The following is a 26,892-nucleotide window of genomic DNA, read 5'->3' on the forward strand; positions in this document are numbered from 1 at the left end:
AATCCGCCCCCGATGCTAGTATTATTTTAAACATATGCCTACTTTCGACCTTTTATTTGAATTTCTAAAGGCGAAGGCCTTTTAGCAAAACCACGAATCCATATACAAGATGAGTAACACAACAAACCGCAAGCGGGACGCATTAGATTATCACTCGAATGGCAGGCCAGGTAAAATCGAGGTCGTGCCTTCCAAACCTACCAATTCACAACGAGATTTAGCCCTTGCCTATTCGCCCGGCGTTGCTGAACCCTGTATGGAGATATTCAGAAATCCCGAAGATGTGTATAAGTACACTGCCAAAGGGAACCTGGTAGCAGTGATCAGTAATGGTACCGCTGTTCTTGGATTAGGTAATATCGGCCCTGCGGCCAGTAAACCTGTAATGGAAGGTAAAGGATTGTTATTCAAGATATTTGCCGACATCGATGTATTTGACCTTGAAGTAAATGCTGCCAGTGTGGATGAGTTCATCACGGTAGTTAAAGCCCTGGAACCTACATTCGGAGGGGTAAACCTGGAAGATATTGCGGCACCGATGTGTTTTGAAATTGAGCGCCGCCTGAAGGAAGAGATGAACATCCCGGTGATGCACGACGATCAGCATGGTACTGCCATCATTACGAGCGCCGCCCTGATGAATGCCTGTGAACTGCAAAACAAAAAACTGGAAAAAATAAAACTGGTGGTGAGCGGTGCCGGTGCCGCTGCAGTATCCTGTATCAAATTATATTTAAAACTGGGGGTCAAAAAAGAAAACATGCTGGTTTTTGACAAGGACGGTATTGTGAATACTGACCGTACTGACCTTGACCCCATCCGTATGGATTTCGCCACGCCGAGAAAAGACGTGACAACGCTTGCACAGGCAATGAAAGGTGCCGACGTATTTCTGGGTCTTTCTGCAGCCAATGTGGTATCGGCGGAAATGGTACAGTCTATGGCCAGGAACCCAATCGTTTTTGCGCTGGCCAATCCAGATCCTGAAATTGCTTATGACATTGCAATCAACTGCCGCAAGGACATTATCATGGCAACGGGACGTTCAGACTTCCCTAACCAGGTAAACAATGTACTGGGATTTCCCTACATTTTCAGGGGAGCGCTCGATGTGCGTGCTACTTCTATTAATGAGGAGATGAAGATTGCTGCTGTTAAAGCTATAGCTGAACTTACAAAACTACCCGTACCGGAAATCGTAAACCTGGCGTACAAAGCCAAGAACCTGAAATTCGGTAAAGATTATATTATTCCTAAACCAATTGATTCAAGGCTGATCAGCCTTGTTTCATCGGCAGTAGCCAAAGCAGCAATAGATTCTGGTGTAGCCCGCAAGACCATCACAGACTGGCCTGCCTATGAGGAAGAGCTGCGCGTAAGACTGGGCGCGGATGATAAGATACTGAGAAACCTGGCCAACAAAGCTAAATCTGCCCCTAAACGTATTGTATTTGCGGAGGCAGATAACTACAAGATCTTAAAGGCAGCACAGATCGTGAAGGACGAGGGTATTGCTACCCCTATCCTGCTGGGCAGTGTAGCCAGAATCCAGCAAATTATTATTGAACACGGTATTGAACTGGGAGATATTGAGATTATCGATCCATGGCAGGGAACGGATGATTCTGAAAAATTCGCGGAACATCTTTACCAGAGACGCCAGAGACGTGGTATCACCTTGTATGAGGCCAGAAAGCTGGTGCGCGACCGGAACTATTATGGTGCAAGCATGATCCAGTTTGGCTCGGCAGATGCCCTCATCTCCGGTTTAACCAAAAACTACAAGTCTACGTTAAAACCTGCGTTACAAGTGATCGGCACCAAACCGGGCGTAAAGAAAATAGCGGGCATGTACCTGATGCTGACCAAGAAAGGGCCGGTATTTTTAGGCGATACAACGGTAAATCCTGATCCTACAGCACAGGATATGGTTGACATCACTGCAATGATCCATGAAACCGTTAAAGGTTTCAATGTTACGCCAAGGGTGGCACTGCTGTCCTACTCTAACTTTGGTTCCAACAATGGTACCGTTCCTGAGAAAACGCGGATCGCCACAGCAATGCTGAAGGAAAAATATCCAACGATGATCGTTGATGGCGAGATGCAGGCTAACTTTGCCATGAACTCAGAACTGCTGCAAGGCAACTATCCTTTCTCATCATTAAAGGGCAGCCCTGCAAATACGCTGATCTTCCCTAATCTGGAATCTGGTAACATTGCCTACAAATTATTGCAGGAACTGGGGAATGTTGAAGCTGTAGGCCCTATTCTGATTGGATTGGACAAACCGGTGCATGTACTGCAAATGGACAGTTCAGTTCGTGAGATCGTGAATATGGTGACGATTGCTGTAGTAGATGCGCAGTTGTACAGCGCTGCGAAGAAGAAATAAGATTCTTTTAAAGAAGAGGCTGTACGATCAGCCTCTTCTTTGTTATCTTTACTTGTCCCCCCTAAGGGAGCACTTTCAAATATTCAATTCTCAGAGGCTCAATATCATCAATGATACAGCCTCATCCTTTGTTTAATTAACCGATAAAGAGATCGCTGCTCAGGTACCTGTCTCCCCTGTCGCAGGCGATAAATACAATCAGGCCTGATGACAGTTCAGCAGCAAGCTTCACCGAGCAGGCCAGCGCACCGCCGCTGCTCATCCCTGCAAAGATCCCCTCTGATCTGGCCATTAACCTCGCATAATGAGAAGCTTCCTCCTGGGAAACATCCATGGTACGGTCTACCCTTTTTGCATCAAATATTTTTGGCAGATAAGCTGCAGGCCATCTTCTGATGCCCGGAATAGAAGATTCTTCTGTTGGCTGGCAGCCTACAATCTGTATTTCGGGGTTCTGTTCTTTCAGGAACAAAGAATTGCCCATGATACTTCCGGTAGTGCCCATAGAACTTACAAAGTGCGTAATCTGATGTTCGGTATCCCTCCAGATTTCAGGCCCTGTGGTTTTATAGTGCGCCAGGTAATTGTCTTTATTGGCAAACTGGTCCAGCAAAAAATAGCCTGGCTGGGCGCCCTTTTCTTCTGCATAATCCCTGCAGACTTCAATAGATTCCAGCAAGGTTACTTTTGCGCCATAAGCCTCCATGGTTAAAGTTCGTTCCCGGGTAGAATTTGAAGGCATTACCAATTCAATATCGAGACCGTAGATACCAGCGATCATCGCAAGTGCAATACCCGTATTTCCACTGGTGGCTTCAATCAGCTTGCTGCCTTTGGTAATCTCCCCGCGTTCCATCGCACTGCGGATCATATTCAGGGCTGCCCTGTCCTTCACGCTTCCTCCGGGATTGTTCCCTTCCAGCTTGGCATAGATCTTTACGCCAGGGTTTGGGTTTAGCTTTTGTATTTCCACCAGGGGCGTATTTCCGATACAATCTATAATATTTCCCATGTTTAAATCTTGTTTTTTGTTTCTATGACCTTCATGGCCGACTGATGATAAACGGTAGAGTCTGGCAGAACGCTTTTTGTGAGCCATACATTACCGCCGATGACACTGTTTTCACCGATAAAGGTATCGCCCCCCAAAATTGTAGCTCCGGAATAAATGATCACATGATCGCCTATAGTGGGGTGTCTTTTTGTGTTTGCCATAAACTTATCTACGCTGAGCGCGCCCAGGGTAACACCCTGATACAATTTTACGTGGTTGCCAATGACAGTTGTTTCGCCGATAACGATACCCGTACCATGGTCTATAAACAAGAATTCACCGATCTCAGCGCCGGGATGGATATCTATGCCCGTTACCGAATGTGCATATTCCGTTAAAATCCTTGGGATCAGCGGAATGCCCAGCTTAAACAAATGATGGGCAACCCGGTAAAAGGAAACTGCTAAAAAACCCGGGTAACTTCTGATAATCTCAAACTCACTTTGCGCCGCGGGATCGCCGTTCAACGTAGCACTGATATCAGTATTCATCTTACGGTATAACTCCGGCAGATCTTTATAAAAAATTGCGGCAACCTGCTCTTTGCTGCATTGCGTACAGGCTTTTGTGGCATTTAGTATATTCAGCAGTTCCCGGTGCGACTGGCCAAACCTTTCTTCGATCTGCTCAAGACTACATTCGGGAAACGTTAACCGCTCCGGATAAATCAAATTGAGCAGGTTTACTGCCCAGTCTGATATCACATTATTGGAAGGGATTGGTTCCAGCTGCTTTTGTCTGCTAAATATATTGCGGTAAAATTCTTCGTTCATTGTTGTAGGGTGAGGGATTATTGGGATGGCTGGTTCAGCAGGGTGATCTGCGGAGTTGTGTTAGGCAGTTTGATATCACTTCTATCAAGTACCTCAATGAGTTTTTGATAGTTGGAATAGTAAACCGGCCAGAAGTTAGTGTTATCAATCCAGGCCCTCACAATCAGCACGATACCGGTTTCACCTAGAGAGCCTACCAGCACCGCCGGTTTTGGGTCTTTAAGTACCAGTTCATCATTCTCCAATATAGCCAAAATAGCTTTGCGTGCATGGTCTATATTTGTGTCATAAGCCACATTTAATTTATACTCTGCCTGTCTGGTTTCATTGTCAGAAACATTGTTGATCACCGCATTGGCCAGGGGACCGTTTGGAGCATAGATCGTAGTGCCGTTGCCCGCTTTAAGCGTAGTGTATAAAATATCAATCTTCAGCACCAGACCGGATACATTATTGCTGGAACTGATATTATGCCCCACCCTGAAGGGCTTAAACAACAAGATCAATACGCCGCCGGCAAAGTTGGAAAGGCTGCCCTGAAGGGCCAGGCCAACTGCCAGGCCTGCTGCACCTACAACCGCTACAAAAGAGCTCGTTGGGATGCCGATCATGGAGGCACAGGCAATGACCAGCACCACGTATAGTACCACATTGATGATACTGATCAAAAATTCACTAAGGGATATATCTATACTGTTTTTATGGAAACGACGGTGCAGAAACCTTACAAAACGCTTGATCAGCCAGATACCCGCCAGCAGCAGGAAGACAGCCAGAAAGAAATTCGGCAGCCGGTCAATAAACTGAACTGTAAACTTATCTGCGGAAAGTTGTAATTTATTCATCTGTATCATTCCAAAATGACCTCTAAAATGGCCCGTTAAGATTTTTTAAAGATACAGATCTATTCTTTTGTTCAAAATGAATGGATGTAATCACTTTGTCAAGGATTATCGCCCACAATAACAAGATTACACGGTAAATTCCACTTCAAAAGATGTCCCCGGATTAAGCACATAAAAATGCTGCCGGTTTTTTTGATCCGCCGCAGCATCGATCCTTGTCCAGTCGAACTCCAGTACTGTGAGATCAGAAGGCACCTGCGTCATCCCGCTTTTAAAGATCATTTCCTTTTCAGAAAACAAGGGGACAAACTCCCGGCCATTCCTTATAAAAGTCTGAAAATTAAGGACATTGCTCGTCGGATCAAAATCCTTAAACAGGGAGGTAATCTTTCCTGTCCGTACCTGGTAGATAAAGTTATTCCTGTAGGATGCGGGGTCAAACCATTGGTTCATAATCGCCATGTTCAGCGGAAGCGACCTGTTTTTGATGTAAAAGGGAAAGTTACTTTGCTCTATGACGCCGTACAGCTCGGGCTGAAAACCGGTGGAAGCAAAAAAAATCTCCTGGCCGGGGAGAAAAGTCTGCCTTACGATATCTGTCATATTTTGAATTTCTTCTGCCGGGCCGCGGTGCTCTATGCCGAGGAAAAGGTCTTCAGCTTCCTTTTGCTCATTATACAACAATCCAAAATACCCTTTCTCAATTGCCGGGTTGGCGGCAAGGACCCGCACAAGATTATCTATAAAACTTTTATTCGTCTTTTTTGAAGATGCAGAATAGTGGTCGTCGCCACTACCTGAAAAATCGGATACTTCCATGTGTTAAAGTTTTATGGCTAAAAACATTAACACTAATATAAGGAATTATACAAAATCAAAGAAACCAGCCGACTGATTACCTGTAATTTTATCGTTAAGCTTCAATATATTCCCAGGCGCTGCTCCAGGCATCATTTGCCTCTGCATAACTGATAAATTCCGAATAGAACTGAGAGCGGGAAAGTGTTGCGCTGTCGCCGATCACCACTAGTTTCTTCCTGGCGCGGGTCATCGCTACATTCATTCTCCTGATATCAGAAAGAAAACCTATAGTGCCCTCAGCATTGCTCCGGGTAAGACTGATATATACGATATCGCGTTCCTGTCCCTGAAAGCTGTCGATGGTATTTACCGATATTTTATCTGCATATACCTGCAGGTCCGGAGCGTTCAGCAACAAATCTTTAAGGATATACACCTGCTGCTTATAGGGTGAGATAATTGCAACTGAGGGAAAATCCCCCGTCTCAAAAAGAGGTGCCAGCTGACGAACAAGCTGCGTAAGGTGCCTCATTAAGAATACGGCCTCCTCCGGGTTTGTGCTGCTCGTACCTTCAACGCGCTCATCAAAACCACAGCCTGCGGTATCAATGAAGGCCAAAGGGGCCTCACCGGGAAATAACACCCTTTGTGCCACCGAGGGATGTGCTATGAGTTTATCTTCATAAAAAACTTTTGAAGAATAGCCCATGATCATTTCGTTCATCCGGTATTGTTCTTCAAGCAAGGTTACGGCATGCGGGTGCAGGGCGACGCACTTTTCGAGCAGCGTCGTACTTAAGCCATTTTTTGCCGCAACATTTGATTTAATGGTGGGCGATAACTGGCAGTGATCTCCGGCAAACACTACCTTTTTTGCTTTCAGCAGTGGTATCCAGCAGGCGGGCTCCAGGGCCTGACCAGCCTCATCGATCACTACGGTATGAAATTCGCGGCCTCTTACCGTATAGTGGTTTGATCCTACCAGCGTGGCGGTAATCACCTCTGCGCGGTTTACCAGATCGTCAATGATATACTGTTCTGTATTTCCTACCTCCTTCATGATCTTGTAGGCCTCATTAAAGAGGGCTTTGCGCTGCTCCTGTTCGGCCCTGCCAAAATTCCGCTTATACTTATGAGCCATTTTTTTATACTCATTTGCCTGCTTCTTCAGGTTCTTCAGCTCTTTCATACTATGATGACCGGCCATTTTGCTATCCAGCGTAAGCGACATCAGGCGCTCAGAAACACGGGCAGGATTACCTACCCGCAATACATTCAGTCCTTCATCGGCCAGTTTTTCACTGAGCAGGTCAACCGCGGTATTACTTGGCGCAACAACAAGGATCTGCCGGTGGTCTTTTTTGATCAGGGCTTTGATTGCCTGTACGAGTGTAGTGGTTTTGCCTGTGCCCGGCGGGCCGTGAACAATCGCGAGATCGCTGGCAGCCAAAATCTGCTCAACCGCCTGCTGCTGCATCGTATTGAGCTGTGGTATGGAGTATGTAAAAGTTCCGCTGTTGAAAGAAGGCGATGCAGCGCCGGTAAGTATCCTGGCCAGATGGCCCTCTTCTTTCTGGCCAAGGCGGGCATCAGCATTTTTAAGGGCGTTCTGCATCTCGTCATAACTATTGTTATCAAAGAGCACATCCACACCCAGTTTACCATCCCGCGCCCAGTCGGGCAGCTCATCTGTACGCAGCGTTATTTTAAGTTTATTGCCGCTGGAATGTGCAATTACACCTTCCAGCCGGTCATTCTGAGGATCGTGGTTAGAAAACAGCACGGCTGCCGCACCAAAACGCAGCTGGTGACTGATATCCTGGTGTGAAGTACGTTCAAGTTCTACCGTAAGATAATCGCCCCTGCTCATTTCAGAACCCCGGATGGCAATGGGGTACCAGGTTAATCCGTTGGCCCTGCGTTCTGCAACGGTAGATGATTCAGTAAGTTTCAGGTACGCGTTCTGGTCTTCTTCCTTCTCTGTTTTTAAAAGATCAAGAAGCTTTTTGAAATATTCCATTTCTGCAAAGGTAGCAGTTTAAGACAAGATCAGAGCGAGTCTCTCAGCGTTAAATAAAAGGGTACCTCCACCTGTTCCCTTGAATTTCTGAGGATCAGATCTGCAGCAATGCGGCCCATTTGCTGGAAATCAGTAGAGATGGTGGTGATACCATTTAAAATAATCTTTTTCCAGGGAGTTTCATTGTACGAGATCAGACCTACCTGTTCGCCGATTTTAAAGTTGAGCATCTTAATCCTTTCAATCAGGGTAACAAGGTCATCTTCCATCAGGTTGATAAACACTTCGCCCTCGCTGATCGGTTCATTTACCACATCAGTCACTACTTTCTCAATAAATCCATATTCCCGGCAGAATTTGGAGAAACCTTTTTTGATTTCTTCGGGAAAATAGGTTTGCTCCGGAAAGATCAGTTTTAGCGTATGGTATTTATGTAAAGGTTCAAGTGCTTTTTCCAGCGCCTGAAAGATATCTTTTTCGAAATTTTCGTACGCAGACCCGAACTCGCCGTCAATGCCCGGGATCATTTTGTCCATCAGGATCAGCTTGCTTTTGGGGATCGTATTTAATATTTCATATTCATCTACGCTGGCTTCGATAAAATGAGGAATGATCACATAGTGTGAATATTGCTCATTCTTGGTGGTCAGCAACTCCTTAAATAATGCAAAGTCATTATTATAAATATAAAAATCTATTGCTACGTGTTCACCAATCGCATCTACAAAGGCGTCATAAATGATTTTCTTGTGATTGCTCAGCTTGTTGAACATCAGGCAAATTTTGAGCCGCTGATTGTAGTCTTCGTTCAAAACATAGTATCCTTTCCCGGGGATGGAACCCAGGATGCCCAGATTTTTGAGATGTTTATATCCTTTTTCTGCCGTGTCACGTGAGATCTCCAGCTCATAACTTACCTCATTGATAGAGGGAAGCGTATCGTTCTTTTTTAATTTACCAACTTCAATCGCCGCTAAAACGGATTTGGTTAGCTGTAGGTATTTAGGAATGGCAGAATATCCGTCAACCTGTATATAGGTAAAAAAATCATTTAGTTTCATCTGCTCGTCTTGTTTGGTCAATTCTCAGATGAATGCCCAAAATTATGCCGGGCTGCATCCTTTAAATTGTCCGATCAAAGTACAAAGTTTAGCTAAAACCGACCAGCTAAACTTTGTACAAAGTACGCAAACGATTGCGTAAAACGAATAATACACTAATGATACCCTGTAATCTTCACCGGCCCAAGCAAGCCGGATGGCATGGGTTCCCAGGCCGAAGCATCAAAAGGCTTGTAGTTGATATTCACAAAATTGATCTCATGGTAATTTCTCCATGGGATGCCCTTCTGATCCATATACCTGATGCGGTTGGCCATTAAGTTGGCAACTTCTATCCTGATGGTGTTCTGGCCGGGACGGAGAAACTTACCTATTCGTGCCTGAAAAGGAATACTCCAGATAATTCCGGCATCCTTACCGTTGATCCATACATGGGCACTTTCATCAACTTTACCTAAATTTAACAGGTACTCGCCCTGCAATTGCCGGGGCATCGTAAATGTACGCGTATAAGCGCCCGTGCCTGAAAATGACGTTGCCAGCGAATCATTCAGTTTAGTCCAGGATATCAGTTTGTCCAAATGTTTGTCCGCAGGCAGTACAGGTCCTCCCTGGGTAAAATGCAAGTCCCAATGATCATCTAATACTAATGTTTCAGCAGGTTTAGCCAGGTACGTCCATGGTTTTCGTATTATGGGAGAACTTCCTGTTTGTAAGAAGAACGTTTCTCCCGGCTGCAGATGTACTTTCACCCAGGTTTTTCCCTCTTTGGTTTGTGTCTGGGCACGTCCATAATCTCCGGACAGCGGATCAAGCAGCGTAACTAAAGGACTACTGCTATTCAGCGGGATATATTCATCGATGGTTTTTGCGGTATGGTTTACGAGAAAATAGTATTTACCGTTAGTCAGTTTCCGGCGGATAAACTTTAAACCGGTTTCAGTAAGCTTCTCTCCGTCAAGTTTTTTAAAGGCAAGGGCCTTTTGTATTTCTTTTGCCAGCAAAATCTGGCCGGATCCGTAGGCGGTACCTTTAACACCAGCGGATAATGATTTTAAATCAAGCCCGGCAATGAGGCTTTTGAATGCCGACCTGTTTTTTTCCAGATCAGCCAATCCAGGCACATCTTCCGGGAATTGCTGGAAAATCACCGTAGCCCCATTGCGTGCCAGCGCAAGAATGTCCTCCAATGTTTTGAGGGGCATCAGCTTAGCAGCAGGAATAATCAGTGTCTGGTACGGGCTCGCCTTGGGCGAAGTCACCAGTAAACCTTTCTCTGCCCTGGCTCCGGCAAGCATATGGTCGGATGCAAAATCAAACGAATATCCAAGGCCCGCGAGTTTTAAGCTCTGCCTGTAAAATTCTGAGGGATAAAGCCATACATCCACATCATGTACCTTCATCGGCATATCCATACCTTTTGGATTGCTCCAGGCATCATAAACAGGCCAGTAAATCAGCAGTTCATTGTCAGACCTGCCGGATTGGAGGAGCGACTGGCAACGGGTGAAGTAATCGTCCATACCTTTCAGCTGAGGCCAGAGGCTATTTGCAGGCACCATATTGGTGGATGCATAAAAAAGCCATCCCGGAAAGGGGATCTCCGCGGGAGAAAAGGTTGTTCCGTGGTAAAAGATATGATTGATCCCTGAGAGAAAAAGCTGTTCGGCTTCTGGCTTTGCCTGTGAAAATGAAGTTTTAAAATGTTCTGTCAGCCAGGTAAAAGTTTCAGAGGATACCAGGGTTTTACCAGTGGTATGTGCTGCAGAACTCGCAAATTTGCTCATGACCGGGTCCGGGTCAACATTGCGGATATCTGCACTGTCGCGTCTTACACCAGGAATATCAAAATGACTGGAACCAAAGGTTTCCGTTTCGGGGATATCCACTGTTGCATAGAGGTCCAGCAGATTACCCGGAGAACCGTGGGATTGGTTTTTCGTCAGGCTTTTGTACCGGTGCGCCCAGCTGGTCCAGTTTTGTGTAAAGTTTTCCAGCAGCAGCTTGCTCATCGTTTCCCGGTAATCAGACTTTAACCTGCCGGCTTCTGTGCTGGTAGAGTCTTTGCCTGTAAGCGCCCTGATATGTGTACTCAGGTCATAACCTTTCAGCTGCTTAAACGCTTTCAGAAATGTTGGCGTCCAGTTGGCGCCATAAACCTCGTAACTGTCATTAAAGAATGATCTTACACCAGGAGATTTGCCTTTAAAGGCCTGATCAAACCTTTCCAGATAGACATCTACCGATGCCTTGTCGAGGTGGTCCAAAGTATAGCCCTCACCTGATGGTGCTGCTCTTTTCACCTGCTGTAATGTTCTTCCGGAGAAGATGGCATAAATTTCTACATCCGACGCCGGTGCAGTCCACTGCAGCTGCCCTTTGGCATCTACCTTGTCAAACAGGCTAAAAACCTGCCCGTCTGCCGCATATGCCGTTACGGCCTGCAGTACCGCGCCTGCTTTCCGCTGCTTTTCATCTTTGATGGTAATCGATTCTTTGAGCGACTCCCCTTTAGGGATCAGATACCGCTGCAACACCAGTTTGGAAGCAGCAAATTGCGGAGTAATTTGCGGGCCGCCAAACGGCCATCCTGTGCCGGTGTTCATGTCTACGCCCATGCCCAGTGCTTTTGCCTTGTTTACAGTAAAGCTGAGCATGCTCATCCATCTTGGAGAAAGGAAATCGATGTAGCGGTCTTCAAAACCTTTGGCGCCATAAATGGGCGTTATTTCTACCCCTCCTATGCCTGCGGCAGCATATGCAGAAAGCGCTGAAGCCAGATTTTTCTCGTCAACGGCGTTGCCCATCCACCACCATCGTGTCCATGGGCGCATTTGCTGCTGCACCAGAGGCCAGGGACTATCCGCTTTTTTTACTTGTCCTTCAGCGCTGATGACAGCCAGCAGCGACAAGATCAATATATATCTTTTCATTTTATCCCCTTAATCCATATGAAATACTTCCTTCAGTGCAACAGAAACGGGTGAATGATCAGCATTTGTTTCCATAATATCTGCCATATATGCCCACCATTGCTGTACAATCTCCTGCTGTCCGAGCTCCTGTGAGCCTTGTCCGCTTAGCTGCTGCACTGCAAACAGTGTATCCGTTTCTTCATCCAGGAAGATCGTATAATCACTGATACCTTGATCTTTCAGCAATGCTGATATTTCGGGCCAGATTTCATCATGCCGTTTTTTATATTCTGCCGCAAATCCCGGCTTGAGTTTCATTTTAAAAGCTGCCTTCATGTTTTATTTTTTCAGTTTATAAACCTCTGTACCTGCCAGCAGGAAACAGCCCAGTCCGTAATCTTCAAAATCGGGTCTGCTCGTAAAGGTTACAGGCTGGCCATCTTTAGGCTCTTTACCTGTTCCCTGTACAAAACCCAGTGAACCATCCGCATTCAGGGCATCCTTGGCCATCGCATTCCATGCTTTAACAAGCACTGGTTGATATACTTTGGCATTAATAAAACCATTGTTGATGCCCCAGGCCATTCCATAAACAAATAAAGCTGTTCCTGAAGTTTCCTTTCCGCCAAAATGATCTGCATCATGCAGGCTGACGTTCCAGAATCCATCCGGACGTTGTAAAGGTACCAGCGCGGTAAGCATTTCCCTGTATGTTTTCAGGTATTCCTCACGGTGCGGCGCATTTTTAGGCATGATATCTAGCACCCTCACCAGCGCTGCGATTACCCAGCCATTGCCGCGCGACCAGTAGCAGTCTTTGCGGTTTGGCTCTTTGTAAGGCGGTACAAATGATTTATCACGCCACCATAATCCGTCTTTCAGGTTGTATAAACCACCGCCTTCGGAAGTTTTGGTATGCATGTACATCTGGTACATATATTCATAATATGCATTATCTTTATATAAGGCGCCAAGTTTGGCAAAAACAGGCATTCCCATCTGCAGGGCATCAACCCAGGTCCAGTCGTCAATCTTACCGGATTGCATCATAAGGTCTACAGATGCTTTGATGTCTTTGATCCGCTCAGGCTGTTTATCAATATTATACAGGTCGATATACGTTTGTCCGCATGCCTGGTTATCACCATTGCTTGTACTGATTCCGCCACGCAGGCCCCATTGATGTTTCTGGCCCCAATCTACGGCATAATCATAATATGCTTTTGAAGGTTGCACGGTATACAATGCCATCAGCCCTTCATAATACACTGCCCTCGTCCAGATATTGCTGGGCCGGGTGGTATTTGTGGTGATTGTAGCACCAGGGTCAGGCCATTTTTTCATAAAGTACGCATTTGCAGATGTCATTGCGGTCAGCACCGATTTTTTTGCGGGGACTTTTTGTGCATAGCTGTTCATGAAAGTGATCATTAGGGCCATGAAAAGCGTGCCGTTTAATTTTATTGTGTTCTTCATATGGGAATATTTTTAATGAGTAGTGTTTATCTTTTTACGGTTTTGCAGGTTTGGGTTTCAGTTCATCAGGGCTGTCCCTGGTGTAAGTTTTAAATACAATTTTAGAGCCCGTCAGAAAAACATCTTTCACCACGCTCAGGTCAACCTGAAATTGAGGATCAAAGGCGTCCGACTTCATATATTTCTGCAGGCTGTAAAATAACTGTCTTGCAGCAGGCCCCTTTTCTGCCGCCAGGCTGGCACTGGAAACCATTAGTTTACCCTCACCTACCTTCGCCTCGTAGACAATTGCCAGCTTCCGGTTCAGGAACCAGGTATCAACAGACTGCACCAGCGGCCTGAAGCCTGCCGGAAAATCTTCCAGGTTCATCACCTGTGAGTTGTTCACAATCTCCCACCATTGCATATCGCTGTGAAATGATGTAGGGAAATTTGCAAAAGCCGCAGCTTTGGGCTCAACTAAAATTCCCAGTGTGTGCGGAGGGCGCATCTTAAACCAGGAGGTATTCCAGAAAACCGGCTGAAAGGTTTGTACTACCTCTTTGCCTTTGACCACTTTTCCTGAAGCATCCAGGAACACTTTCCCGCCTTTTCCAAGTATCTCTTCCGCTTTTTTATCCAGCGCTGTACAATAGTAAATATCTGTTTTAACAGCTGGTAACTTTGCCGGGTACACCCAAAAATCCCAGCCATTGGCAAATTCTGTTCCTTTAATATTTACTTCAAGATGCAGCTGTGCTGCTGACTTGACGGACAACAGCGCAAAGCTGATTTTGCCAAGGGAAAAACAGTTCCCCAGGGGGATGTCTTTAGGGTCAAAATCGCCCGAAGCAAGAACCCTGGATGAGGCATTGGTAATTTTCCATGATACTACAGCCTGCTGAAGAGCGGATTTTCCATAGTGCGCCACCTCCAGTGCTGCTGCAAAAGACTCATCATTCTGGTAGACAAATTTGGGGATCCTTGCCAGCAGCACCGTACTGTTGGAGAATCTGCGGAACTCTGCCGGGCTGATATATCCCTTTTCATCCCAGAAAGCGTTTAGCACCCCTACCAGGGCTGTGCCCTGGCCGGGATAATCATTCAGTGACAGCAGCTGATATCCGCTGTAGCCGGGTGTCCGCAAAGCTTTTTCAATTTCATTCTTGTAGGCCAGTGCCTGTAATTTACCTGAAGCCATCAGAAAGCGCTCGGCCTCGTCGGCCATATCATGGTCTTTCAGGTCTTCCTCAAAAAGCTCAAAATTCTTTGCCCGGTATACGCCGGTATATTTTTTAATCTCTTTAAAATCCGGGAATACACAGTACTGTCCCATCTCATGCGCCACAAAAGGAACAGTAAATTTGGCAATCAGCGCACTGTAGTCGCCTATAGTTTCCGGTCTGTCGTTCCAGCTCAGCCCCCTTGCCCCGCCCCTGACCATATATTCATTGTTGGGAATTACCGGCCAGCTGCCACCCACAGAAGCGCCTGTATATAATCTTCTGGAATCCTTATTTTTCCAGTAATCATTAAATTTCGACAGATATTCTACCTGTTTGCCCCTCGGCTCATTTCCATAGGCCAGCATACAGTAGGAAGCATAATTGCCATACGCTTTCTCCATCCGGTTAGTTTCATCATAGATAAACTGGTCGATTGGTTTGTTATCGCCGATAGATGTACCATGGTTGGCCCAGCTTGGCCCTTCAGGCTGCAGATAAAAACCTGCTTTGTCTGCGGCGATAAAAGCAGCTTCGGGTGGGCACCAGGAATGAAAACGCATATGGTTCAGGCCATGTGCTTTTGCAATTTTAAATATTCTTGCCCAGGCGGCTTCATCCATCGCAGGATATCCGGTTAAGGGAAATTCGCAGTTATTAACCGTTCCGCGCAAAAAAACAGGGCGCCCGTTGATCTCAAACTGCCGACCGGCAGCTTTAAATTCGCGCATGCCAAAGCTGAGTTCCTTTTGTACATTCTCAGCCCGTTTAGCTTTCCCTGTTGTAAGTACGGCAGTCAACTGATACAAGACAGGATCAAACTCATCCCAGGTCTGCATCTTATCACCCATCGGAAGATTGATCTCCAGCTTGCCCGATCCGTTACGGATTTCAAAATCTGCACTTACAGCGGGTACCTGCTGACTTACACCAGAATTAAAACTGTGTGCATTTAAGCGGATCCTGCCACTGCAGTCGGGCCCTTTGAGCAGGACGGAAACCCTGGCTGTTTTGTTCTTCAGGTCCGGATAAACCTGGATATCATCAAATACGATGGCCGGGCCCGCAGTTAACTGGATTTTCCCCACAATGCCATTCCAGTTTCCCTGGGTATGGTCGGTCAGGCTATGAGAATCCTGCCCTACATTGATCGCCTTGATCCGGTTATCAATCCTGATGGTGATCACATGTCGTCCGGGCTTCAATATTGAGCTCAGGTCATATTTCTGTGCCGTAACAAAAGTATACTGAGATCCCGCCTCCTTCTGGTCTACCCATACCGTTGTTTCAGAATGTGCATATTCCAGTTCGAGAACGATCCTTTTCCCTTTCCATCCTGCCGGTATGATCACTTCACGCTGGTACCAGGCGGCACCTACATAATGTTTGGCCGGCGTAAGCCAGAATGGGATCTTGATATTGCCCGGCTGACGGTATTTTGCAAGCCGGGGATTAAAATAATATGAACTGTCGTAAATACTGCCTGTCCATTTTGTCTGCAGTGTGATATCGTCTCCTTTGAGGTTTTCTGCCATAGATCCCGGCAAGGTTATTTCATCAGATAAAGGCACACTATACCATTTCCGGGTGATGCCTTCATCTGCTGCATCAGTTTGGAAACGCCATTTGCCGGCAAGAGAAATTGTTTGTGCGCCGGCCATCCCGCCATGGAGCAGCATCATTAAAAGCCCTGTAAAAAATAGTCGGTTGATCTTGTTCATATCAGTTGCTGCTATATTTACGGCATCCTTTTTAAGCCTTCCCACTTCACCTTCCATGTCCCGTCTTTCGGAAAGCCGGGATTTTGGTCCGCAGCTCCGTCCCAACCTGCGCACATCATGGCTACGGCAGTAAGCAGGCCCCCGTTTCCGGGCAGATAAAGGCGCAGGCGTTCATCCTGGTAATTATGGCCATTGTCCAGATAAGTATTCGTCTTTACGTTCATCATCAGGGCATCAATGGCCTTATCCGGTAATCCGAGCCGCGCTGCAGTCATGGCCGTCATCGGGAAGTCCCAGCCCCAGGTTTTATCCCAGCTCCAGGATTTCCATACCAGATCAAATGTTTTGCGCATCACCTGCTTGTCCAGCAGGCTGGTTTCAGGCAGCATGCCATAGGCACCCAGTACCGAGGGATGATCAGTTTTATATTCAGGATTGGTATATGAATCTTTAGCGCTTTCGGCAGCAAGGTACACACCATCCTGCAGTGGCAGCGGAGAAAGCTTAGCCAGGATATCGTCCCATTTCTTTTCCCTGGGCAGCTCCAGGCGTTCTCTCCATGCCTGCGCAGTTTTTAACGCCCAGTTCCAGTAGGCCAGTTCGTAGGTTGGGTTAAAGGTCTCTTCGGCTTTAAATCTTTCCTGTGCAGGGATCAGTCCCGGCCCAAGCACATAACGGTCTTTTGCCTGGTCGTAATGTGCAAAAGAAGCCATAAACTCCGCGGTGCCAAAAACAACGTCCTTATATTTCTCAAGTGTCTGCCGGTTGGGATGTGCCCGGTAATCCATTTCTGCAAAGGTGATGATATGCGGCTGTTGCCAGATCAGTAGTGCACCTACAGATGAAGGACTTTCGTTCCCGTTGTTATCGGTCATCTTCTGCCAGCGCAGGCCCTCAAAACCCTGGCGTTCTGCCAGCTTCTTCGCGCCCGATGCCACTTTAAAATACCAGTCGGCACTCTTTTCCAGCAGTTCCGGGCGGCCCCACATACCAAAATGCAGCATATGCCACCAGGTCATCTCCAGGTGAGGTTTTCCAAACCAGCTGTTATAGGTTAACCCTGTTTCCTGCGGAGGGGTTGAACCGGCACACTGGATCCTGGTAAGATACTGTGACAGTACAATACGGCGCTCCAGTTCTTTTGCACGGGGATCGCTGCTTCCTGCAAGGTCTACGGCACCACCGCTTTGCCAGAATGATTTCCAGGCCAGAATGCTGTTGCTTTCTGTAGCAGCAAACAGCGGAATCGCCTTTGCCGGTTTTTGAGGTGTGAACCAAACACTCAGGTCAATACCCCCCATGCTTTTGTCAGGCCTTAGCACAAATGAATGTTTTTCTTTGGAAGAGAGCAAAGCTTTCCCTGTCCAGTTTAAAGCAGCAAAATAGGCCGCAGAATCCAGCTGGTGACTGATCAGGGCCTCATTGGCCTGAGCCTTTACAATCGCAGAGCGGTGTTTACCGGCCGAAGCGAAGTTATCTCCCACGTCTGCCCATTCGCCGGTAGGATATGGAAAGCGGAGCCTGATCCTTAAACGTCCCTGACTGATCAGGGCTGATTTTACCCTGACAGAAACAATATCATCGGTCTGGTCACAAACGGTTAACACTTCAACAGGGATATTTTCTATCGTGAACGAACTTTTGATCTCCCCTTTCCACAGGTCAAGCTCCTGGTGGATATTTTTAATATCTGAAGGACCTGCAGCTTTGCCATTTTTAAGATCTATCTCAAAACCCAGGCAACCCAGCTGTAAGCGGTGCACATTCTGGCGGAACCAGTCAGACGCCTTCTTACTTCTTTCGGGTTTTTTGATCTGCACAACATAGCTCACCTTACGACCATATTGCTGATAATCCCTGAGGGATTCAGAGATGCGGTAACCCGCGGTATCTTTAAAGGTATCCCAGCCCCATTCAGACTGCGTGCCCAGAGGGATGCCCGTCCTGTAGCTTTCCGGGAAAGTCTGCAGCCCTGTAGCATCTGCTGTAAAAGCAAATTTCCCATTGCCTACCGACAATGAGGAGAGTGAATCAATCTTGTCCACGTGTACGTTATGCCGGCTGACCAGCGCAGGGCGGTCAATTTTTTGCGCCATTATACTGCTGTAACATAGCAGCAAACACATTGTCAGTGGTCCTGTCTTTAACTTCATGTGATCTTAAATATAAATGGTGAAGCAGTCATATATTTCCCTCCCTGCGAGGTAGTAAACAGGTAGGTAGCCTTTCCCTTTTGAAAAAGCAGCTGCGGGCGTTCAAACCGTCCGTATTTTTTAAGGTAAGAAGGAGGAGGCGGTTGTGTAATATGATAATGAGCTGCGTCAAAATAGGCGATCTGCGGAGCCGACCATTTAATGCCATCCCGGGATTCCATGATCAGCCCATCCTCATGGTTGAAAATTCCCATGTCCCGGGCTATAATTTTAAATTTCCCTTTTTCGCGCCATACAAAAGCATCTTCAAACTGCTTGTTGCCTCCTTTTGATGAAAAATCAATGACCGGATTGCCCTGGTATTTTTTGTAGGGCCCCTCCAGCTTGTCGGCAATCGCAAGCCCGTATTTTCTGTTGCCACGGATTACCGGATCGGTTGAATTTTCATACTCGCTGGTATTCCAGGATTTATAGTACAACCAGTACTGCCCGTTGGGATGTTTGATAAAGGCAGGATTTGTGGTACAATGATCGTCCCAGGCACCGGTTTCGCCTGCCTGGAGCAAGGGCTGATCCGGTCTGGTCCAGGGGCCATCCAAAGAATCCGCAGTGGCCAGGCCAATCCTTTTGGTATTGGTTTTGCCATTGGAGTTGCCCATAAAGAAAAGGCAGTATTTGCCGTCCACCTTTTTGATCAGCGGGTTATGGCAGGTAGTGGCATCCCAGAAACCCGGGCCACGCGGTGCCAGGATCACTTCATTAAACTTAAATTCTGATTCCGGGGAATCCGCAACTGCATGGCAGATTTCAGATCCATTGATCCATCCGCCCATTTTCTTTGTTGCTACCCACCGCGAAAAGAACAGATGTATTTTTCCGTCCTCTCCCTCAACAGGGCTGTTGCACCATACATAATAACCTTCCATTTCCAATGCCCTGCCCACTGGTTTGAGATGTTTGGAAAACTCAGAAACATCAGGATTATTTTCGGCAGCAGGTGCCGTATCCGGCAGCAGGCCGGCAGCTGTGAGCAATGCCATTCCAGAAATAAAGTCTCTTCTCTTCATGTAGTGTTGATGATTGATCGTCAATAGTTACTTCCTAATCATGTAACGTGTGAGGGGGCATTTCTTCAGTACCTGCAGTCCCTCTGCAACAGAGGCCGCATTGATCTTTGCTCCTTCAGTATTGGTATGCGTATGGTCGGAAGGAAAATAAGCCTTAACCACAGACTCGCCCGCAGCATCGTATTTATCTGCGGTGATCCTGTTGAGGTCCACAAAATAAACTCCAGCCGATTTTGCCACCTGCTCTGCCCAGCCGCCATAGCCCTGCTCGCTGCGCAGCACCTTGCCATCCTTCCAGTCGCTTCTCGGGATCGGGGAGCAAACAATTGCAGTTGCCCCTTTTGCTTTGGCCTCGCTGATGATTTTGCGGAGATACCATCCATAAGTATAAACTACTTCCTGCTTTTTGGTGATCGGGTTATAAATATCTTTACTTTCTGTGCCTACGCCTTTGATGGTGCCGCGGGCCCGTGCGGTATCATCGAGGGGACTGCCGTCATTGTGGCCAAACTGCATCATTACAAAATCACCAGGCTTTAGCCTCACCAGCACACTGTCCCAGAGCCCCTTGCTGATAAATGTTCTTGAGCTTGTGCCCCCAAGTGCATGGTTCTCGATGTTAATTTTGCCTTTATCAAAATAATCGCCAATGAAATCACCCCATCCCCACATGTTGCCGGCACCTTTTCCTGATCCGTTCTTTACCGTAGAATCGCCGATCACAAACAGTGTAGGTTTATCTTTCAGCAGGGTAAATGCTGTAGAAAAGGATAAAACAGCAAGAAGTGCCAAACCCAGGTATTTTTTTTGTGTGCTCATATTTTGATCATTTAATATTCATATCTGATGCATCTTTCAGAACAGGTTTGCCCTGATCATCCGCAGTAATCTTTACATTTTTAAAATTCCAGCCCCTGGCATGGTCAATCAGCCCTGCTGATTCGGCAGTTACGTTAACATTCTGTAAATTGTAGTTGATCAGTTTTGATTGTTCCGTCCCATTTGCATTGATGGCCACCTTGGCCCCTTTAATATTGATATTGGAGATATATACATCTTTAAAAACCGGAATTCCTTTCTCTGCCGGCTCCACTTTGGTCAGCAGTTTTTTCCAGTGTGCAGGCAGGCTGGCCTCGTTGTAGCCCTCCGGTAATTTAGAATAACTGTAGGACGGGTTCCAGTTCATATTGATCTGTAAAAACGTGCCTATACTGTCCATCGCTATATTTTCAAAATAAATATCCTCCACTGTCCCGCCTCTGGTAACGGCCGACTTCATATTGAGTGCGTTTTTTGTGCCCTTGCCCCTAAGGTCTGTGGCCAGAATATGCCGGATACCACCGGAAGTCTCGCTTCCAAGCGTGAGCAGCCCCCCTCCCTTACGGGCAAGGCATTTGCGGATCACCACATATTCTGTGGGACGGTTTACCCTTAGCCCGTCCCAGTCGCGGCCAGACTTGATACAAAAGTTATCATCATTACAGTCGATATCACAGTTTTCTACCAGTACCCATGAGGATGAATCAATATCTACACCATCAGTACTTGGCCCATGGCCGCCCACATTATTCTGGATCAGCAGGCCATCCACGGTAACGTGGTCAGAATACAGGACCTGGACAGTCCAGAAACCAGCCTGCTGCAGCGTGAGGCCCTTCAGGGTAACATCGGCAGAGCCGGAAATCAATACTGTCCGCGGTCTTTTTGCATCATAATCGATGATCCAGCGCAAGCCTTTGGCATCATACTCTTTCCTCATTTTCCAGTACATGTCCCAGAAAACTCTCCCCTGTGCATGTACCAGTCCATCGCCGGAAACGGCCACATTTTTACTGCCGATCACATTGATCAGCGCTGCCGGCCACTTCATTTCAATACCGGCGATACGGGTTTCCATTTCAGGATAATCTTTGATATCCTGGCTGCCTTTCAGTTTCACCCCTTTGGCTATTTTTAAATGAACGCCGTCTTTCAGAAAAATGGAACCTGTAAGGTAAACCCCGGGTTCAAAAGTAACCACGCCGCCGCCGGCAGCGGCACATTCGTCGATTGCTTTCTGAATGGCGCCGGTATGCAGCACCGCACTGTCTTTAGCCAAAGCAACTTTGAAAATCTGCTTTTTGGAGGGCTGTATTCTTGCTCCAACCTTTTTTACCCATTCATCTTTTGTTTGTGCCTTTCCGATTTGGGCAGCAGCCATCATCAGCAGGAAACAGCAGAGGATATATTTGTTCTTCATCATAATTATAACGTTAAGGTAAGCCCCATCAGTCCGATCACTACATCATTGGCGAGGGTAACCAGCCGCAGGCTTTTTAAATCTTTTGTTTGATCAAGGGGCAGGTCAAGCACTGTTGCCGCACCGCCCGGTATTGCCTGCTGATCTGCTGCTCTTCTTTTTAGCCCGCTCTCTGTCAAACCTGTCTTCAGATGAATCCTCGGCGGCCTCGGCTGTTTAAGACCGAATGCAAAATCATCAGTATAATAATCTTCCTGAATTGGCCACCAGCTTTCAGGGTTACGCAATATCAGCACTGATGAAGAGCCATCGGTATACGTAATAATAACTTTACCATTATCAAACTGGCTTTGCATCGGATTTGTAGATCCTGCCATCAGTAAATACGCATGGCCTGCTTTACCCGACAGCGGGATTTCCTTTTCTGCGGGGTAATTATCCCAGCGGGAGCTAAAGAGGATATTCAACGAATCCATGTTTCCGGGTGTTCTGAATTGAATGCCCTGCGGCAGGCTGATCTGGTTGGCACTACCGGCCAGTTTACGCAAGCCTGTATCATCAATATCAGGATTTTCCAGCGAATGCGGCCAGTCGCCGATTCCCTGCCATGGTATTTGCAGTGTCGGGCCCTCCTGCGGGCGCGGCGATAAGTATTTGTTTTTAAAAATTTGCGTGACGCCTGCGTTAAAATAAGAAGACAGGTCTACAGACCGCTGGTGTATATCCTTATGATCTACATTCCAGTTGATCAGCTGATCGCTGAACACTTCTTCATTTCCGCTTACAAAGCTCACTGTATTTGTCCCTGTTCTCACAAATCTTTCGCTAATACTAATCTGTACAGGTTCGTTTGAAGGAAGAACTATTTCTTTTTCAAAGCCATTTACTTTTAAAAACCCTTTAACCGCTGTTCCCCTGTGATTAACTGCAGCAAATAACAGCTTGTTTTTTTCCTGCACAACTGCCGGAACAAAAGACACGGGCTGCAGCAGCTCAAAACAGAGGGGGTACCACCAGCTAAGGCCATTCATTTTAAGCTGGATAAAAGCTGTTTTGCTGCCCCTTGCACCGCCGAGCCTGGCAGTAAAAGATGAGCCTTTAAACTTTACGTCAGAGAGCATTTTCTGCGGATCATTTACACCGGTAACTGAGATATTTGCACCTGCATCCAGCTGAAGCCGATCGCCAATGGCATATTGTTTCCTGACCGCCAATGTTTTAAAAGCTTCGCCCTTCCATACAATTTCTAACGATATTTTCTTGACCGTATTGGCAGGGATTTTGATTTCAATTACCGGCATGCCAATGGCAGCAGGCATAACTTGCCAGTCTATCCTGGATCCATTTAATTTCAGGCTGCTGACAGACTGTGCCAGCGCTTTTACCCGTAATTTGACAGTCATTGCTTTCCCAAATTCGGGCATGATGGTATACTGCTCTGTTTTTCCCTTTCTCTTAAAACTAAAGAAGATATCCGGAGTGCTGATCGAAGCGTGGTCCCATGCTGCAGGAAAACCAGGACTGATCACCAGGCTGTGATCCAGCGCATCGGGCACAATACCAAATAAACCTTCTACCAGTGCCCTTGAAGAGATGCCGACAGGATCTGCAAAATCACGGTAGGCTTCGCCCCTCACAGCATCATAATGAGAGATCTGCACAAAATTACCGGGGCTTCCGCCCAGGTACATATCTGCCAGCAGTTCACTCTTAAAAAGTTTAAATCCTTCTTCATTTCTGCCGGCCTGCCAGTTGGCCAGGGCGGTATGCATCGATTCGGCCATCACCACATTATTGAGCGACCAGGTATAGGGCATCCAGCTGGTGGTAGATAAAGTATAGTACTGCCCCTTGTCCAAACCTTTTGCATTTACCGGAATATGAGGAATGGATTCGTCAACGTAGCGTAAGCTCTGGTAGGCCTGGAAAGCATCAGGAACGTTTGAGTCGATACTGTGATATACCGTCCATAATGCTGCCGAAGGATGTACCTGTTTTAGCCCCAGTGCATCCTTATATTCTGCAAATACACCGGAGCCTGGCAGCCAGAGGCTGGTGTTCATGGCCTTTAATATTTTTGAGGCTTCAGTTTGATAAGGCCGGGGCGATTCTCCTATCAGTGCCGCAATTCTTGCAGCCATGACATTGGCCCTGTAATTATAGGCTGATGAATGGGTAACTGCACCACCGCTGTAATACAGCGCATCACTAGCCCATATTACGGCGTAGGCATCATATAATCCATCATTATCAGGATCGAAATTGCGCTTTTCCCAGGCAAGATGGCGCTGGATTACCGGCCACATTTCCTTTGCGAATTTCAGGTCTCCCGTCCAGTTGAAATGCCAGAGCAGCTCATCTATATAAACGAGGTTCATATCATAATGATGCGGGCGGATAGATTTACCATCGGGATCACGGCTGATATAACCGGAACTGAACATGGATGTTCCCATTTTCTCCTGATGCCGGGCCAGATGGAAAGCCGTGTCCGGGATTACCGGTCCGGATAGAGGAGATAAAACCTGGGATTTTGCATATGCCCGAAAGTGTGTTTTTGCGCGGTCATGCCATCCCAGCGGATCTGCCGTATATGGACCGCGCCAGCCATTCAGCCGCATTCTCCAGCCTACGGCACCGTGCATATAGGAAGGTTCTTCCCAGATCGCATCAGATGCAATGCTGATGGCGGCACCAATGGTATTGATGTATGGGTCTGGCGTATTGATTTTGATGCGCCCTGCAATTTTCTCCCTGGATGCTTCCGAAGCATCAAATAGGGCGGCAAGACTGTTATATTTTGGTGATGATGATCCTTCCCTGATCAGTACATACTGCTCTTCTCCTGCTGTGAGGGTTTTGGTACTGCTGACTGCAGGTTGTGTGACAGCATCGCTTTGCTGAAATAAGGAAGGGCTGCCCAACTGCCCTGCATCTGAAAGTTTTAATTTTGCGGGGAAAACCCCGGATAAAGCCGAGGCCTTAGCATATTTTAAATTGAAAGCGCCTGCATTCAGACTGTACTGGTTGCCAGTACAATCTTCAGGCTTCAGGTAGAAACTTGATTCGGGATCCGGTCCCATATCGCCGGAACGGCTGAACTTTTTGCCGCTTGCCCCTCCAAATGCGTAGACCAGCTGAAGATCTTTTACCGGCCCATCTATCCAGGCTTTTAAAATCAACCCTTCGGCATCGGCCAAGGCGAGAACAACCACGTGCAATGCAGCTTTCCCCAATAAAGGGTCATGGACAACATAACTCATTTTTCCGGGGGTGTACCTTGCAATAATATCCTGCGCTTTGATCAGCCAGAGGCTCTTTGTACCGCGGGACAATCCAATCTGAAGGTTTCCGCCCATTCCGGGCATGTACAGTGCAAATTCCGGCAGGTCGCCTGCCTCAACGCGAAATGCGGTGTGGCTCCCATAAATGGCGCGGTTAAACCTCCGGCTGCCGTTGCGGATCACGAAATCCGCACCTTCAGGGTGGTAGCGCAGCGAACGTTCTTCACCATGCCAGGGCTGTTGCTTAAGCATAACCGGGTAGAGCTCTTGTGCCGCTGCAGTACAGCCACACAAGAGCAATGCGGTCAGGAATTGGCCTAACAGTTTTCCCTGTTGGAAGCCCATGTTTTAATATCCGTTATTCTGAGTATATAAACCCGTTTTCACGTCCAGCTGACTCTGAGGCACGGGATAGATTACATAATTATTTGTAAATGGCTGAATCTGTTTTCTCACATCGTCTGCCGCAATCCATGCAGGCATAACAGTAGTAACCAGTCCGCTCCGTACCAGGTCGTTCCAGCGTGAGCCTTCAGCGGCAAATTCTTTTCTGCGTTCTTCCATTAACTGCGGAAGTGTCACATTCACCCTGTTGCCTGCAAGTCCGGCCCTGATGCGCACATTATTTACCACAGCATCTACATCTGTAGTCTGCGAACCCGCAGCACCATGCAGTACGCATTCTGCTTTAAGCAGCAGGATATCCGTGTAGCGAAGCACGATGAAATTGATCGGCCAGTCTGTTCTTGAGGCCGGCACCTTGGTGATATCAATATATTTCTTATAAAAAGATCTGATTTCAGTTACACCTTTAGGAATAACATAACCCGCCTGAATGGTAAATGCTTTACGAACATCACCTGCTTCATAAGAAGCCAGCAGATTGTTTGATATCGGCCTGATTTCCAAACCGCCCTGATTAGGCTGTCCCAGCGACTGGAAATAACCGTCCGGAACCAGTAACCATGGAAATGTAGCACCCAGCTGCGGATTAGATCCTGTAGCATACTCCACATCAAAAACTACTTCTTTATTATTTTCATTGGTATAAGCAAAGATACTGCTGTAGGCAGTTGTGGCTGTTCCTGTATTGGTAAGGAAAGCATACTGTCCGCTGCTGATCACGTCATTCAGCTGGGCTGCCGCGAGGCTCCATTCATCCAAGCCCAGGCCAGGCCCATCAATACTGTATGTTGGGCCAGAACGTGTCATGTATACCAATGCCAGCAATGATTTGGCCGCATGTTTTGAGGCTCTTCCCTTATCAGCGGCAGCATATGCTGTAGCCAGCGGCAGGTTATCTGAGGCGAACTGAAGATCAGAAATAATCAGTTTATATACATCTGCCACAGGGCTTCTTGGAATAGTCAAAGCTTCATCGGTCAGTACAGGATGATCAAACACAGGAACCTTTCCGAAAAGCCTTACCAGGTCGAAATAGTAAAAAGCCCTCAGGAATTTTGCTTCCGCCTCGTACCTGCTTCTGAGCGCTGCATCAGGAATAACTGCTGCGCCGTTTTTCGTCAACTGATCCAGCAGCGTGTTCGCTCTTGAAATACCGTTAAAATCTTTCAGCCAGGCTTCTTCCACATATGGATTTGAAGCGATAGTCCTGAAAAAGCTGTTGATGCCTTCCCAGTCGCGTACTCCCCCTTCTGATACAGCATATAAATTATCGGAACGCGTTTCCGATAAATTCAGCAGTCTGTCGGGATAGGTCCGCAGGTCGTTGTACACGGCATTGATACCCTGTAAAAAGTCATTTGGTGCGGCAAAGTAAGTATCAGTTGTATTATTTGATATCGGCTGCTGATCAAGAGATTTCTTGCAGGAAGTGATCAGTGCAGTACCAGCCAGTAGTATATATATTAATTTCTTCATGATTT

Annotated in this window: 17 protein-coding genes; 1 reads left to right on the forward strand and 16 read right to left on the reverse strand. The window is 47.0% G+C overall.

What is annotated here, in order from left to right:
* Window positions 1–109 precede the first annotated feature (109 nt).
* Complete coding sequence (locus FN831_RS20610; RefSeq protein WP_142530085.1) at window positions 110–2,395, forward strand: NADP-dependent malic enzyme; 2,286 nt, start codon at window positions 110–112, stop codon at window positions 2,393–2,395.
* Between the two features lie 136 nt (window positions 2,396–2,531).
* Here FN831_RS20610 and cysM read toward each other — a convergent pair whose 3' ends face one another.
* The 16 genes from cysM to FN831_RS20690 all read right to left on the reverse strand — a co-directional run bounded on the left by cysM (window position 2,532) and on the right by FN831_RS20690 (window position 26,887).
* Window positions 2,532–3,407, reverse strand: a complete 876-nt coding sequence (gene cysM, locus FN831_RS20615) for a cysteine synthase CysM (protein WP_142530086.1) — start codon at window positions 3,405–3,407, stop codon at window positions 2,532–2,534.
* 2 nt (window positions 3,408–3,409) lie between these two features.
* Window positions 3,410–4,222, reverse strand: coding sequence for a serine O-acetyltransferase EpsC (gene epsC / locus FN831_RS20620; protein ID WP_142530087.1), 813 nt, complete (start codon window positions 4,220–4,222; stop codon window positions 3,410–3,412).
* Window positions 4,223–4,239: 17 nt separating this feature from the next.
* On the reverse strand, window positions 4,240–5,067 hold the full coding sequence (locus FN831_RS20625) for a mechanosensitive ion channel family protein (RefSeq protein WP_142530088.1): 828 nt from the start codon (window positions 5,065–5,067) through the stop codon (window positions 4,240–4,242).
* A gap of 126 nt (window positions 5,068–5,193) precedes the next feature.
* On the reverse strand, window positions 5,194–5,886 hold the full coding sequence (locus FN831_RS20630; protein WP_142530089.1) for a hypothetical protein: 693 nt from the start codon (window positions 5,884–5,886) through the stop codon (window positions 5,194–5,196).
* A gap of 94 nt (window positions 5,887–5,980) precedes the next feature.
* Complete coding sequence (locus FN831_RS20635; RefSeq protein ID WP_142530090.1) at window positions 5,981–7,888, reverse strand: AAA domain-containing protein; 1,908 nt, start codon at window positions 7,886–7,888, stop codon at window positions 5,981–5,983.
* 29 nt (window positions 7,889–7,917) lie between these two features.
* On the reverse strand, window positions 7,918–8,949 hold the full coding sequence (locus FN831_RS20640) for a GntR family transcriptional regulator (RefSeq protein WP_142530091.1): 1,032 nt from the start codon (window positions 8,947–8,949) through the stop codon (window positions 7,918–7,920).
* Window positions 8,950–9,104: 155 nt separating this feature from the next.
* Window positions 9,105–11,882: a glycosyl hydrolase gene (locus FN831_RS20645; RefSeq protein WP_142530092.1), complete on the reverse strand. Its 2,778-nt coding sequence runs from the start codon at window positions 11,880–11,882 to the stop codon at window positions 9,105–9,107.
* Window positions 11,883–11,891: 9 nt separating this feature from the next.
* On the reverse strand, window positions 11,892–12,200 hold the full coding sequence (gene rhaM / locus FN831_RS20650; protein WP_142530093.1) for an L-rhamnose mutarotase: 309 nt from the start codon (window positions 12,198–12,200) through the stop codon (window positions 11,892–11,894).
* Between the two features lie 3 nt (window positions 12,201–12,203).
* The gene (locus FN831_RS20655) at window positions 12,204–13,340 is read right to left on the reverse strand and encodes a glycoside hydrolase family 88/105 protein (protein ID WP_142530094.1); all 1,137 of its coding nucleotides are present in this window, start codon (window positions 13,338–13,340) and stop codon (window positions 12,204–12,206) included.
* A 34-nt stretch (window positions 13,341–13,374) separates the two neighbouring features.
* Entirely contained in the window at window positions 13,375–16,320 is a 2,946-nt protein-coding gene (locus FN831_RS20660; protein ID WP_246101659.1) for an exo-beta-1,4-galactosidase, read from the reverse strand.
* Window positions 16,281–18,359 carry a hypothetical protein gene (locus tag FN831_RS20665; protein ID WP_221931371.1) on the reverse strand — a complete coding sequence of 693 codons (2,079 nt, stop codon included), beginning with the start codon at window positions 18,357–18,359 and terminating at the stop codon, window positions 16,281–16,283. Before FN831_RS20665 ends, FN831_RS20660 begins: the two co-directional genes overlap by 40 nt.
* Before the next feature lie 53 nt (window positions 18,360–18,412).
* Entirely contained in the window at window positions 18,413–19,483 is a 1,071-nt protein-coding gene (locus FN831_RS20670) for a glycoside hydrolase family protein (protein ID WP_142530095.1), read from the reverse strand.
* A 27-nt stretch (window positions 19,484–19,510) separates the two neighbouring features.
* Entirely contained in the window at window positions 19,511–20,302 is a 792-nt protein-coding gene (locus FN831_RS20675) for a rhamnogalacturonan acetylesterase (RefSeq protein ID WP_142530096.1), read from the reverse strand.
* A 7-nt stretch (window positions 20,303–20,309) separates the two neighbouring features.
* Complete coding sequence (locus FN831_RS20680) at window positions 20,310–21,725, reverse strand: glycoside hydrolase family 28 protein (protein WP_246101661.1); 1,416 nt, start codon at window positions 21,723–21,725, stop codon at window positions 20,310–20,312.
* A 2-nt stretch (window positions 21,726–21,727) separates the two neighbouring features.
* Entirely contained in the window at window positions 21,728–25,351 is a 3,624-nt protein-coding gene (locus FN831_RS20685; protein WP_142530097.1) for a DUF4450 domain-containing protein, read from the reverse strand.
* Window positions 25,352–25,354: 3 nt separating this feature from the next.
* Window positions 25,355–26,887 carry a RagB/SusD family nutrient uptake outer membrane protein gene (locus FN831_RS20690; protein WP_142530098.1) on the reverse strand — a complete coding sequence of 511 codons (1,533 nt, stop codon included), beginning with the start codon at window positions 26,885–26,887 and terminating at the stop codon, window positions 25,355–25,357.
* Between the last annotated feature and the right edge of the window lie 5 nt (window positions 26,888–26,892).

This window comes from Pedobacter westerhofensis (genome assembly GCF_900182595.1).
Lineage (GTDB): Bacteria > Bacteroidota > Bacteroidia > Sphingobacteriales > Sphingobacteriaceae > Pedobacter > Pedobacter westerhofensis.